Source organism: Pseudomonas sp. FEN (assembly GCF_904067045.1).
Classification (GTDB): domain Bacteria; phylum Pseudomonadota; class Gammaproteobacteria; order Pseudomonadales; family Pseudomonadaceae; genus Aquipseudomonas.
On record NZ_CAJFDC010000001.1, the window covers coordinates 940,001 to 952,299 of the forward strand.

At 62.0% G+C, this 12,299-nt stretch carries 12 protein-coding genes; 6 read left to right on the plus strand and 6 right to left on the minus strand.

The window, feature by feature from the left end:
* Positions 1–84: 84 nt before the first annotated feature.
* Positions 85–1,578, minus strand: coding sequence for a CoA-acylating methylmalonate-semialdehyde dehydrogenase (locus tag PFEN_RS04380; RefSeq protein WP_191485793.1), 1,494 nt, complete (start codon positions 1,576–1,578; stop codon positions 85–87).
* A gap of 83 nt (positions 1,579–1,661) precedes the next feature.
* Positions 1,662–3,011, minus strand: coding sequence for an aspartate aminotransferase family protein (locus tag PFEN_RS04385; RefSeq protein WP_191485794.1), 1,350 nt, complete (start codon positions 3,009–3,011; stop codon positions 1,662–1,664).
* Between the two features lie 137 nt (positions 3,012–3,148).
* On the opposite strand from PFEN_RS04385, the gene PFEN_RS04390 reads away from it, so the two are divergent.
* The 3 genes from PFEN_RS04390 (at position 3,149) to PFEN_RS04400 (ending at position 5,594) form a co-directional block, all read left to right on the plus strand.
* A complete protein-coding gene (locus tag PFEN_RS04390) occupies positions 3,149–4,069 on the plus strand; it encodes a LysR family transcriptional regulator (RefSeq protein WP_191485795.1) in 921 nt (306 codons plus the stop codon).
* Between the two features lie 253 nt (positions 4,070–4,322).
* On the plus strand, positions 4,323–4,979 hold the full coding sequence (locus PFEN_RS04395) for a TetR/AcrR family transcriptional regulator (RefSeq protein ID WP_412071386.1): 657 nt from the start codon (positions 4,323–4,325) through the stop codon (positions 4,977–4,979).
* Positions 4,980–5,006: 27 nt separating this feature from the next.
* Positions 5,007–5,594, plus strand: coding sequence for an IMPACT family protein (locus PFEN_RS04400; RefSeq protein WP_191485797.1), 588 nt, complete (start codon positions 5,007–5,009; stop codon positions 5,592–5,594).
* 462 nt (positions 5,595–6,056) lie between these two features.
* On the opposite strand, the gene PFEN_RS04405 is transcribed toward PFEN_RS04400, so the two are convergent.
* Positions 6,057–6,479, minus strand: coding sequence for a hypothetical protein (locus PFEN_RS04405; RefSeq protein WP_191485798.1), 423 nt, complete (start codon positions 6,477–6,479; stop codon positions 6,057–6,059).
* Between the two features lie 86 nt (positions 6,480–6,565).
* Between PFEN_RS04405 and PFEN_RS04410 the strand changes: the two genes are divergently transcribed.
* From PFEN_RS04410 to PFEN_RS04420, 3 genes are all read left to right on the plus strand, one after another.
* Entirely contained in the window at positions 6,566–6,952 is a 387-nt protein-coding gene (locus PFEN_RS04410) for a MerR family transcriptional regulator (protein WP_191485799.1), read from the plus strand.
* A complete protein-coding gene (locus PFEN_RS04415) occupies positions 6,942–7,625 on the plus strand; it encodes an SDR family oxidoreductase (protein WP_191485800.1) in 684 nt (227 codons plus the stop codon). Before PFEN_RS04410 ends, PFEN_RS04415 begins: the two co-directional genes overlap by 11 nt.
* A 129-nt stretch (positions 7,626–7,754) precedes the next feature.
* Positions 7,755–8,708, plus strand: a complete 954-nt coding sequence (locus tag PFEN_RS04420) for an adenosine deaminase (RefSeq protein WP_191485801.1) — start codon at positions 7,755–7,757, stop codon at positions 8,706–8,708.
* A 114-nt stretch (positions 8,709–8,822) separates the two neighbouring features.
* Here the strand turns inward: PFEN_RS04420 and PFEN_RS04425 are convergent, their stop codons facing one another.
* From PFEN_RS04425 to PFEN_RS04435, 3 genes are all read right to left on the minus strand, one after another.
* Positions 8,823–10,202, minus strand: coding sequence for an MFS transporter (locus tag PFEN_RS04425; RefSeq protein WP_191485802.1), 1,380 nt, complete (start codon positions 10,200–10,202; stop codon positions 8,823–8,825).
* A gap of 125 nt (positions 10,203–10,327) precedes the next feature.
* Positions 10,328–11,041 carry an ArsR/SmtB family transcription factor gene (locus PFEN_RS04430; RefSeq protein WP_191485803.1) on the minus strand — a complete coding sequence of 238 codons (714 nt, stop codon included), beginning with the start codon at positions 11,039–11,041 and terminating at the stop codon, positions 10,328–10,330.
* Between the two features lie 259 nt (positions 11,042–11,300).
* The gene (locus tag PFEN_RS04435; protein WP_191485804.1) at positions 11,301–12,221 is read right to left on the minus strand and encodes a LysR family transcriptional regulator; all 921 of its coding nucleotides are present in this window, start codon (positions 12,219–12,221) and stop codon (positions 11,301–11,303) included.
* Positions 12,222–12,299 lie beyond the last annotated feature (78 nt).

The following is a 12,299-nucleotide window of genomic DNA, read 5'->3' on the forward strand; positions in this document are numbered from 1 at the left end:
CCGCGAAGCTTTTGCCGGCTCCAGGGCCACCATCGCCAGCAAGCTGGCCCCTACAAGGGGCCGTGCGGCCCCTGCCTCAACGACTTACAGGCTCGGGAAAGCGAATTGCGACGCCTCATGGCTGGCACGTTGCGGCCAGCGCTGGGTGATTGCCTTGCGCCGGGTATAGAAACGCACGCCATCCGGACCGTAGGCATGCAGGTCGCCAAACAACGAACGCTTCCAGCCACCAAAGCTGTGATAAGCCACCGGCACCGGCAACGGCACGTTGACCCCGACCATCCCCACTTCGATCTCGTCGCAGAACAAGCGCGCCGCTTCACCGTCACGGGTAAAGATGCAGGTGCCGTTACCGTATTCGTGATCGTTGATCAATTGCATGGCCGCTTCCAGGCTGTTGACCCGGACGATGCACAGCACCGGCCCGAAGATCTCCTCCTTATAGATACGCATCTCAGGCGTCACGCGATCAAACAGGCAGCCGCCAAGGAAGAAGCCCTCCTCATGATCCTTGACGCTCAAACCACGACCGTCGACCACCAGTTGCGCCCCCGCCATCACACCGTCTTCTATATAGCCACTGACCTTGTCGCGATGCTGACCGGTCACCAATGGCCCCATGTCCAGCCCGCACGAAGTCCCCGCACCGATCTTCAACGCCTTGATCTGTGGCACCAACTTGGCCACCAGCGCGTCCGCCACCTGGTCGCCCACGCAAACCGCCACGGAGATCGCCATGCAACGCTCGCCGCAGGAACCATAGGCGGCGCCCATCAAGGCACTGACCGCATTGTCCAAATCCGCATCCGGCATCAGCACCGCATGGTTCTTTGCCCCGCCCAGGGCTTGGACGCGTTTGCCGCGCTTGGTCCCTTCGGCATAGATGTACTCGGCAATCGGAGTCGAACCGACAAAGCTCAGGGCCTTGACTTCCGGGGCCTCGATCAGCGCATCCACCGCAGTCTTGTCACCATGCACCACATTCAGCACGCCCTTGGGCAGACCGGCTTCCAGCAGCAACTGGGCGATCAGCAAGGTCGAGCTCGGATCGCGCTCGGAGGGCTTGAGGATAAAGCAGTTGCCGCAAACGATCGCCAGCGGATACATCCACAGCGGCACCATCGCCGGGAAGTTGAACGGCGTGATACCCGCCACCACGCCCAGTGGCTGGAAGTCGGACCAGGCGTCGATGTTCGGACCGACGTTACGGCTGTATTCACCCTTCAACACTTCCGGCGCGGCGCAGGCGTACTCGACGTTCTCGATACCGCGCTTCAATTCACCGGCGGCGTCTTCCAGAGTCTTGCCGTGTTCTTCGCTGATCAGTTGGGCGATGCGCGCCTCGTTCTGCTCCAGCAATTGCTTGAAGCGGAACATCACCTGGGCCCGTTTGGCCGGCGGGGTATTGCGCCAGGCCGGAAAGGCCGCCTTGGCCGAATCGATGGCCCGCTGGATGGTCTCGCGATCCGCCAGCGGCACCTGATGGATCACCTGGCCGGTAGACGGGTTGTACACTGCCGCCGTGCGACCGGAATCGCTGACCAGTTGGCCGTCGATCAAATGTTGAATTGCGCTCATTGCGGGGCTCCAGAACATGGGTATAGCGGAGCGAGTGACCTCGCTCCCGCCAGGGAATAACGTTGGCCGTCTATACGGAAGGATCAGTCGAGCTTGTTCAGCACTTCGCCGACCGCATCGAACAGGCGATCAAGGTCCTGCGGCTGGCTGTTGAAGGTTGGCCCGAATTGCAGGGTGTCGCCGCCAAAGCGCACGTAGAACCCGGCCTTCCACAGGGCCATGCCGGCTTCGAACGGCCGCACGATGGCGTCGCCGTCACGAGCAGCGATCTGGATCGCGCCAGCCAGGCCGTAGTTGCGGATGTCGATGACGTTCTTGCTGCCCTTCAAGCCATGCAGGGCATTTTCAAAATGCGGCGCGACTTCGGCCACGCTCTGCACCAGGTTTTCCTTTTGCAGCAGGTCGAGTGCCGCCAAGCCGGCCGCGCACGCTACCGGGTGCGCCGAGTAGGTGTAGCCGTGAGGGAATTCCACCGCGTACTCAGGCGTTGGCTGGTTCATGAAGGTCTGGTAGATCTCGCTGCTGGCAATCACCGCGCCCATCGGGATGGCACCGTTGGTCACCTGCTTGGCGATACACATCAAGTCTGGAGTCACGCCAAAGCTGTCGGCACCGAACATCGCGCCGGTACGCCCGAAACCGGTGATCACTTCGTCGAACACCAGCAGGATATTGTGCTGGTCACAGATTTCCCGCAGGCGCTTGAGGTAACCCCGTGGCGGCACCAGGACACCGGCGGACCCGGCCATGGGCTCGACGAAAACGGCGGCGATGTTGGACGCATCGTGCAGTTCGATCAGCTTGAGCAACTCATCGGCCAAGGCGATACCGCCCTGCTCCGGCATGCCACGGGAAAACGCATTGCTCGCCAGCAGGGTATGAGGCAGGTGATCGACATCCATCATCGCCTGGCCGAACAGCTTGCGGTTGCCGTTGACACCACCCAGGCTGGTCCCGGCGATGTTCACCCCGTGATAACCACGGGCCCGACCGATCATCTTGGTCTTGGTCGCCTGGCCTTTCAGGCGCCAGTAGGCGCGCACCATCTTCACCGCGGTATCGGCGCACTCGGAGCCGGAGTCGGTGAAGAACACATGATTCAGATTGCCTGGCGTCAGCGCGGTGATTTTCTCCGCCAACTGGAACGACAACGGGTGACCGTATTGGAAGCCCGGCGAGTAGTCGAGGGTGCCCAGTTGCTTGGCCACCGCTTCCTGGATTTCCTTGCGGGTGTGCCCGGCACCGCAGGTCCACAGACCGGACAGCGAGTCATACACCCGGCGGCCCTTGTCATCGATCAGCCAGCTGCCTTCGGCGGCAACGATCAACCGCGGATCGCGCTGGAAGTTGCGGTTGGCCGTGTAGGGCATCCAGTGAGCATCGAGCTTGAGCTGGCTGGCCAGGGAAGCGGGTGCGTTTTCAGACATGTTCATGGGCGAAACCTCGCAGGGCAATAAGCGGCGCAGGAGTTGAAAGCGTTCTTGCAGCTAAATTGCCACGGCGATAAAGTCGGTGAAATCCAACTTTTCTAATGTTCAGTCAGCAGACTACTAAACTATATGACTAAGCTATGAGCAGCCGCCGCCTCGACCCCCTGGCGCAAGTCAGCGACTTTGATATCCGTTTGCTGCGTATCTTTCGCAGCGTAGTGGAGTGCGGCGGCTTTTCCGCGGCGGAAACCGTGCTCGGTATCGGCCGCTCGGCCATCAGCCAGCAGATGAGCGATCTGGAGCAACGCCTCGGACTACGCTTGTGCCAGCGTGGAAGGGCCGGTTTCTCGCTGACCGAGGAAGGCCGCGAGGTGTATCACTCGGCGCTGCAACTGCTGGGCGCACTGGAGAGTTTCCGCACCGAGGTCAACGGACTGCACCAGCACCTGCGCGGCGAGTTGATCATCGGCCTGACCGACAACCTGGTGACCCTGCCCCATATGCGCATCACCCACGCGCTGGCCCAGTTGAAGGAACGTGGGCCGGACGTGCGGATCCAGATCCGCATGATCGCCCCCAACGAGGTGGAACAAGGCGTGCTCGACGGCCGCCTGCATGTCGGGGTGGTGCCCCAGGCCAGCGCCTTGTCGGGGCTGGAGTATCAACCGTTGTACAGCGAGCGTTCGCTGCTCTACTGCGCGGTGGGACATCCGCTGTTCTATGTCGACGACAAGCAATTGGACGACAAACGTCTCAATACCCAGGATGCCATCGCCCCGACTTTCCGCCTGCCGGCCGAGATCCAGGCGCATTACCAGGCGCTCAATTGCACCGCCAGTGCCTCGGACCGCGAGGGCATGGCGTTCCTGATCCTGACCGGACGCTATATCGGCTACCTGCCCGATCACTACGCCAACCTCTGGGTCCAGCAAGGTCGGCTGCGGGCCCTCAAGGCCGGCAGTCGATTCTATGACCTGAGCCTGGCCTCGGTGACGCGCAAGGGCCGGCGCCCGCACCTGGTGCTGGAAAGCTTCCTCGAGAGCCTGGCGGCGACCCGCTGAAGATGATCACGCCCCCTGCCCCGTAAGAACAATACACGGCTCAAGGGCCTCTTCGCGGGCAACGCGTGGCTAAAATCCCCAATCGCCAACAAGCCGGCGCCAGCAGAATATCGTGCTCAACCCACTGCCGTGAATAGTTACCCCTAAAGCGACAGAATCGACTCGTCTCAAGGCTTTATATGATCACAGGACTTGTCTGAACCCCGTGGGTACGCTATCTGTGCACGGGTTACGCCCACAGACCCGCTCGGAACTGCCCATGACCGTTGAAGCCCTTGTCCTCGCCGGAAAGCCCGCCAGCCGAATTCGCCAGAAAAACCAGGACGCGATTATCAAGGCCGCCGCGGACGAATTCGCCCGCCATGGTTTCAAAGGCACCAGCATGAACACCATTGCCCTGAATGCCGGGCTGCCCAAGGCCAACCTGCACTATTACTTCACCCACAAGCTGGGGCTGTATATCGCGGTACTGAGCAATATCCTCGAACAGTGGGACAGCACCTTCAATCACCTGAGCGCCGACGACGACCCGGCCCAGGCGTTGGCCCGCTATATTCGCGCCAAGATGGAGTTCTCCCGACGCCAGCCACAGGCCTCGCGGATCTTCGCCATGGAAATCATCAGCGGCGGCGAATGCCTGACCGAGCACTTCAACCAGGATTACCGTACCTGGTTCCAGGGCCGCGCGAACGTGTTCCAGGCCTGGATCGATGCGGGCAAGATGGACCCGGTCGATCCGGTGCACCTGATCTTCCTGCTCTGGGGCAGCACCCAGCATTACGCCGACTTCGCCACCCAGATCTGCCGCGTCACCGGCCGCCCGCGGCTGACCAAGCAGGACATGGAAGACGCCAGCAACAACCTGATCCGTATTATCCTCAAGGGCTGCGGCCTGACGCCGCCCCTCTGATCCTCTTGAACTGAAGCCGAATAGCGTATGCCTTTTACCCTTGCCGGCGTTTGCGAATACCGAGAGGAAATTCGCAAAAGCCGCTTTATCACCCTCGCCGCGCCCATCACCAGTGTCGCCGAAGCCCAGGCCTTTATCGAGCAACACAGCGATCTGGATGCGACCCACAACTGCTGGGCCTGGAAACTGGCCGACCAATACCGCAGCAGTGACGACGGAGAACCCGGCGGTACCGCGGGCCGGCCGATCCTGGCCGCCATCGAGGCCCAGGATTGCGACCAGGTCGTGGTCCTGGTCATCCGCTGGTATGGCGGCATCCAACTGGGCACCGGAGGCTTGGCCCGTGCCTATGGCGGCGGCGCCAACAAGTGCCTGCAAAATGCCGAGCGGTTGCCGCTGATCAACCGGGTCGCACTGAGCTGCGCCTGCGCCTTCAGCGAGCTGGCCCTGGTCAAACTGCGAGTGGCCGAGCTGGGCGGCCTGATCGTGGCGGAACAGTTCACCGCCAACGGCGTGGAACTGGAGCTGGCCGTGGGCCAGGCACAGATTGATACGCTACAACGGCAACTGGCCGATCTCAGTCGCGGGCGCATTCTCTTGCAGCGCCAGGCATGACCGATCAGTTCAGCCATGCGCTTCACACACGTGGCACACACCACGGGGTTGCCCACAATCACTGTGCACCCGACTGTGGATAACCTGAGCACATCCGCCTGTAACCCTTCTGCAACGTGGCTTTGCGGCTGCTGATCAGTTTTTGTCCAATCGCCCTTCGGTACCGCAAAATCTTCCGCTAAACAGCAAGTTAGCGGGGTTTATCGCGTTTGGAGAATAGCCCAATGGTCTTTATGCCCAAGCGTCGGGCTTGCACACAGATACTGTGGAGCAACCTGTGGATAAGCCGTGCAAGGGTGGCCGAGCCGCCGATCCAGCCGAGCCTGCGTGAAGTTGATCGTTTTTTGATCAGGCGCATGATCCGATATCGCCTGGCCCGACTGCCTCGCCTGCGCCCTGGAGGGTCGGTCCCTGGCAGGGATGACGATGCAGAAACTGCGATTGCAATCGCCGGCAAGCGGGCTACAGAGGTTGTGCATCGGTCGAAAGCGCTGGGCGTACCGGCCATAGCTGCGCGATCCCCCAAACCAGTTCGAAGAACAGAAATACGGCGATGATCATGTTCGCTCCCTGGCTCAGGGCATAGGCCTGCCAGGTCGCGAACAGCATCCGGCCCACCGCGTCATAACGGCCGAATGTCTGTTGCGGGTCACGGATGCGCAATACCGCCCAGACGCAGACGATCGACCCCATCAGGTTCGCCATCAACAGATGCGCGGGCGCGAACGGCGGAAAACTTCCCGACAGGTTCAACGCCGCGGCCAGTGCCAGCAGAACACCATGCAAGGCGAGAAAACTCCAGGGCGTGACAAAGCCCGCCGTGACGATCAAGTCATACCAAGCGCTGACCCGAACCAGCCGACGGTACTGTTCTGTGCTCCACATGCTGCGTCTCCATGGACATTCAGGGAACACAGAGGCTAAAGCCTGGAGTATGCTCCAAGGTCAAGCCTTTCCAGAGAGCAAGTAGCATGCGTATCGGTGAGCTGGCGCGGGCCTGTGCCGTCAGTTGCGACACCCTGCGTTTCTACGAACAGCGCGGTTTGATCGTTGCCCAACGTAGCGCCAACGGTTATCGGGATTATCCTCCCGAGATGGTGCAACTGGTGCAGTACATCAAGACCGCCCAGCGCCTGGGCTTCAGCCTGGGCGAAATCGGCAGCAGCGTCGCCGGGGTGTGGAACGCTCCGGATGCCGACAGCGCCGTGACGCAACTGCTGCAAGACAAACTCGTGCTGATCGAGGCGCGTATCGCCGAGCTGGGAGACTTGCGCCTGGAATTGCAGCATCGCCTGCAACAAAGTTGTCCTCTGAGAACAGGACTGTCATTACACAAGGAGTTTGCTCATGAGCAATAAGAACGCGTTGATCATCGGTGCTTCCCGAGGCCTTGGACTCGGGCTGGCCAAACAATTGCTGGCCGATGGCTGGGACGTGACCGCCACCGTGCGCGACGTGCACAAGGCCGACGCCCTGAAGGCCCTCGGCCCGGTGCGGATCGAAAGCCTGGACATGGCCGATCACGCGGCCGTGACCTCACTGGCGCAACGCCTGGAAGGCCAGGTATTCGACTTGCTGTTCGTCAATGCTGGCGTCAAGGGGCCGGAGGACCAGCGGCCGGGCAGCGCCTCGCTGGCAGAGATCGGCCAGTTGTTCATGACCAATGCCATCGCCCCCGTGGCCCTGGCCCAGCGTTTTGTCGGCCAGATCCGTCCGGGCAACGGGGTGATCGCCTTCATGAGTTCGGTCCTGGGTAGCGTGACCTTGCCCGATGCCCCGGACCTGGCCTTCTACAAAGCGAGCAAGGCCGCGCTGAATTCCATGACCAACACCTTCCTGAGCGAAGTCGAGGCCCCCACCTTTACCGTACTGTCGATGCACCCGGGCTGGGTGAAAACCGACATGGGTGGCGAGGGCGCGAATCTCGATGTGGCAACCAGCGTCCGCGGCCTGATCGACCAGGTCAATGCCTATGCCGGCCGGGGTGGGCATCACTTCATCAACTACAAGGGCGAGACGATTCCCTGGTGAACGCCGCCCCCCCCCTTGTAGGAGCGAGCAAGCTCGCGCCTACAAGGGGGCGAATTCGAGCTGGATTTGGTCAGTGTCTCGATGACATCTGTAGAATGTCTGCCATCTGCACCTGATGAGAAGAAAACCATGTACGACTGGCTCAATGCCCTGCCCAAGGCGGAACTGCACCTGCACCTGGAAGGCTCGCTGGAGCCGGAGCTGCTGTTCGCCCTGGCCGAACGCAACAAGATCGCCCTGCCGTGGAGCGACGTCGACACCTTGCGCAAGGCCTATGCCTTCAACAACCTGCAGGAATTCCTCGACCTCTATTACCAGGGCGCGGACGTGCTGCGCACCTCCCAGGACTTCTACGACCTGACCTGGGCTTACCTGCTGCGCTGCAAGGCGCAGAACGTCATCCACACCGAACCCTTCTTCGATCCCCAGACCCACACCGACCGGGGTATCCCCTTCGAAGTCGTGCTCAATGGCATTGCCGCGGCCCTCAAGGACGGCGAGCAGCAACTGGGCATCGGCAGTGGCCTGATCCTCAGCTTCCTGCGTCACCTCAGTGAAGACCAGGCGCAGAAGACCCTGGACCAGGCGCTGCCGTTTCGCGACGCGTTTGTCGCGGTCGGGCTCGACAGTTCGGAAATGGGCCACCCACCGAGCAAGTTCCAACGGGTCTTCGATCGGGCCCGCGGCGAGGGCTTCCTGACCGTCGCCCACGCTGGCGAGGAAGGTCCGCCGGAGTACATCTGGGAAGCCCTCGACCTGCTGAAAGTCCAGCGTATCGACCACGGTGTACGGGCCATCGAGGATGAGCGGCTGATGCAGCGGATCATCGACGAACAGATCCCGCTGACCGTCTGCCCGCTGTCGAACACCAAGCTCCGGGTGTTCGACAACATGTCGCAACACAACATCCTCGAGATGCTCGAACGCGGCGTGAAGGTCACGGTGAACTCCGATGACCCGGCCTACTTCGGCGGTTACGTGACCGAGAATTTCTACGCGCTGCACACACACTTGGGCATGACCAAGGAACAGGCCCAACGCCTGGCGCAAAACAGCCTGGATGCGCGCCTGGTCAAACCCTGATTAGGTAAGCACCGGACACTGAGGGAGCGGCGCTGCTCTTGTGGGAGCGGCGCCCCGACAAGCTCCGCGCCCACACAAAATCCGCTTCCACAGGTTCGAACTCCACCACCCGGACTACCCCCCAGCCACTTCGCTCAACTCCTCCAGCGCCTTGCCCTTGGTCTCCATGCCGAAGCGCCAGACCAGCGCTGCCGCAATTACAAAACACAACGCCCCCAGGGCGAATACCCCGCCCTGTCCGGTCACCGGGAACACCAGCCCGGTCACCAGCGGCCCGAGCAACGAGCCGATCCGTCCCACCGCCGAGGCAAAACCGGAGCCCGTGGCCCGCGCCGAGGTCGGGTACAACTCCGGCGTATAGGTGTACAACACCGCCCACATGCCGAACAGGAAGAACTGCATCAACAACCCCGACCCCACCAGCAAGCCGACATTGCCGCCGAACACCGCACTCTGCCCGTAGAAAAACGCCATGACCCCACCACCGAGCAAGGTGACGATGCACACCGGCCTGCGCCCCCAACGCTCCACCAGCCAGGCCGCCATCAGGAAGCCCGGAATCCCGCCCAGGGAAATCAACACCGTGTAATACACCGACTGCGTCACCGCGAACCCCGACTGCTGCAGCAAGGCACTGAGCCAGGAGGTCAGGCCGTAAAAGCCGAGCAAGGCAAAGAACCAAACGCTCCAGATCATCAGCGTGCGCTGGCGGTACAACGGCGACCACAGCTGTTGAAAGGCCGAAAAGAAACTTGGCGCACGCTCCACGCCACGCGGCAAGCGCAGCGGAATCGGCAGCGTGCTCTGCTGGAGCGACGTCCGCACCCGCTCCTCGATGGCGCACAGTACCCGATCCGCCGCCTCGTGATGCCCGGCCTGCTCCAGCCAACGTGGCGATTCGGGGATGAAAAAGCGAATCGCCAGGACGAACACCGCCGGTATCGCCAGCACCAGGAAGATGTCGCGCCAGCCCACCAGCGGCAGCAGGAAATACGACAGCACCCCGGCAGCGACAAAGCCGAGGGGCCAGAAACCGTCCATCAGCGCGATATAGCGCCCGCGCCGCTTGGCCGGAATCAGTTCCGAGAGCATCGACTGGGCAATCGGAAACTCCATGCCCATGCCGAACCCCAGCAGAATACGAAACAGCGTCAGTGTCTCGACGGTCTGCGCGGTGGAACACAGGTAACTGGCCACGCCCCAGAGCACGATGCTCCATTGGAACACCGGCTTGCGCCCGAAACGGTCGGCAAGCAGGCCCGACAACGATGCGCCGACCACCATGCCAAAGAAACTCGAACTGGCCAGTAAACCGGCCTGGGCACTGCCGAGGGCGAACTCGGCTTTGATCGAGCCGAGCAGGAAAGTCATCATCGCCAGGTCCATGGAGTCGAAGAAAAACGCCAGGGCAATAATGATGAAAATCAGCCGGTGATAACCGCTGATGGGCAAGCGTTCCAGTCGTTCCGCCGCGCTGTAGCCTTGAGCTTCCATGGGATATCTCTCGATTCGAATCTTCGATCGAGTGTGCGGGATCGTCAGGAGGGCTTGTTTCTGGATACGACCTGTTCGCAGCCTTGAGCGACGCCCACCGCATCCATGCGGCGGGCTGGTGGAGCTCAGCTGGCCAATTCGAGCTCGACTTCACTGGCCAGTTTGTCGATCTGCCGCTGTCCGAGCGTGGACACCTGCAAGGCCCGGGAGTCTTCCCGCGCGGCCAGCCAACCCGATTGCAGGAACAGTTGCAGCAGCCCGGCACCCAGCGCGCCCCCCAGATGGGGCCGACGTTGCACGTCGTGGCAGACACAGGCGATCTCGCGCTGACCATGGACCAGCGCCTGAATGTACAGGCCGCGCTCGGCCAGGTGGGCGGCGCCCTTGCTGGTCACCCGCAGGCGCAGTTCCTGTTGTTCGATCCAGCCCGCCCCGAGCAGACGCTGGTAGAGTTCGCCAGCCAGCGTACCGCCCAGGTGATCGTGGCAAACCCTGGCGTGGCGCAGAGCCTCGGCATCCGGCGCCAGGGCCTTGACCGCATGCGCCAGCGCCAGTGGCGCACTGGCCAACGAGGCGCTGGCCAAGGCTTGCACCGCCGTGCCGACTTCCGGGGCGGCGAGTCGGAAGAAGCGCTTGCGGCCACGCTCCTCGATACGAACCAGGCCACCAGAACTCAGGCGCGCCAGATGGGCGCTGGCCGAGGACAGCGACAGCCCCGTGCACAGGGCCAACTCATCGGCAGCCCGGGCGCTGCCATCCAACAACGCCCACATCATCGCACTGCGCTTGGGGTCGGCAAGCAACGTGGCAATCTGACTGACGCAAGGTGCATATTCCATGTCTTCACTCCCTGTTGAAACACTGATCGAACGCACACGGGGCATACTGAGGAGTAATCCCGCCCAAGCCAAGACGCGAAAATGCCAAAAACCGGGCGATTCTTCGTCGTTTGGCAATCAACGGCGGCGAATGAAACAAAATGCGTAATCCGCCGAAAGGATATTGGATCCAATGCAATCAGCCTAAACCACAATGTGCCCGGAGCCGACCTTTATTCCTGAACGGGTTGTAACAGAACCTCTTCGAAGTCGACGTGTCTCATCGGCGGGACACCGGCGCCAAGCGTCCCAGTTGCGCACATCGCCGGCTCAGCATCTCGCGCAGCAGGTTCACCGGCTTACTCAATTGAGCGCGATGGGCGCACAACAAATTCAGCGGCGCGCGCTCACAGCGCAGCTCTGGCAACAGCACCTGCAAGCGTCCCGCCAGGACATCGGCCGACACATCCAGCCAGGATTTGTAGGCGATGCCAGTACCGGCGACGGCCCAGCGGCGCACCACATCGGCGTCGTCACTGAAACGGTCGCCGCTGACGGTCAGGCCGACTTCGCGCTTGCCGTCGTGAAAACACCAATGGTCATGGACCCGGCTGCTGAGCATATAAAGCAGGCAATTGTGCTGCGCCAGTTGCGCCAACGCGCGAGGCTCGCCGTGTCGTGCCAGATAACTCGGTGCCGCGCACAGTACCCGGCGGTTGTCCGGCGCCACGGGCAACGCCACCAGGCTGGAGTCCTCCGGCTCGCCATAACGCAAGGCAATGTCCACCGGCTGGCGGAACAGATCGGCGATACGATCCCCCAGCAGCAAGCGCACCGTCAGTTGTGGATATTCGCGCTGGAACTCGTCCAGCCAGGGCAGTAACAGGTTGCGTCCGAAGTCCGAGGGCGCCGATAGCTGCAAGACACCACTGACCTGGTCCTGACCGCGAGCCAGCAGCCGGCGCCCTTCATCGAGTTGGCTCAAGGCCGCCCGGGCATACTCAAGGAACCCCTCGCCCTCGGCGGTCAGCCGCAGGCTACGGGTCGAGCGCGCCAGCAAGCGCGCCCCAAGTTGTTGTTCGATGCGTTTCAGCGCGGCGCTGGCCACCGCCGCCGACATGTCCATGACCCGCGCCGCCGCCGACAGGCTGCCAAGGTCGGCGGCACGGACAAACAACTGCAAGTCATCGAAACGCAACATGACGGACTCCGGCATTATCAAAAAAAAATTGAAAGAGACTGCTGTTTTAGCCGGTTTTATCTCCAAGAGAAATAACCA

Bases quoted from the DNA above. Each gene is read 5' to 3' on its own strand.
- PFEN_RS04410 (WP_191485799.1), top strand. From the start codon at position 6,566: ATGCGTATCGGTGAGCTGGCGCGGGCCTGTGCCGTCAGTTGCGACACC.
- PFEN_RS04435 (WP_191485804.1), bottom strand. From the start codon at position 12,221: ATGTTGCGTTTCGATGACTTGCAGTTGTTTGTCCGTGCCGCCGACCTT.
- PFEN_RS04385 (WP_191485794.1), bottom strand. From the start codon at position 3,011: ATGAACATGTCTGAAAACGCACCCGCTTCCCTGGCCAGCCAGCTCAAG.
- PFEN_RS04415 (WP_191485800.1), top strand. From the start codon at position 6,942: ATGAGCAATAAGAACGCGTTGATCATCGGTGCTTCCCGAGGCCTTGGA.
- PFEN_RS04420 (WP_191485801.1), top strand. From the start codon at position 7,755: ATGTACGACTGGCTCAATGCCCTGCCCAAGGCGGAACTGCACCTGCAC.
- PFEN_RS04425 (WP_191485802.1), bottom strand. From the start codon at position 10,202: ATGGAAGCTCAAGGCTACAGCGCGGCGGAACGACTGGAACGCTTGCCC.
- PFEN_RS04400 (WP_191485797.1), top strand. From the start codon at position 5,007: ATGCCTTTTACCCTTGCCGGCGTTTGCGAATACCGAGAGGAAATTCGC.
- PFEN_RS04390 (WP_191485795.1), top strand. From the start codon at position 3,149: ATGAGCAGCCGCCGCCTCGACCCCCTGGCGCAAGTCAGCGACTTTGAT.
- PFEN_RS04405 (WP_191485798.1), bottom strand. From the start codon at position 6,479: ATGTGGAGCACAGAACAGTACCGTCGGCTGGTTCGGGTCAGCGCTTGG.
- PFEN_RS04430 (WP_191485803.1), bottom strand. From the start codon at position 11,041: ATGGAATATGCACCTTGCGTCAGTCAGATTGCCACGTTGCTTGCCGAC.
- PFEN_RS04380 (WP_191485793.1), bottom strand. From the start codon at position 1,578: ATGAGCGCAATTCAACATTTGATCGACGGCCAACTGGTCAGCGATTCC.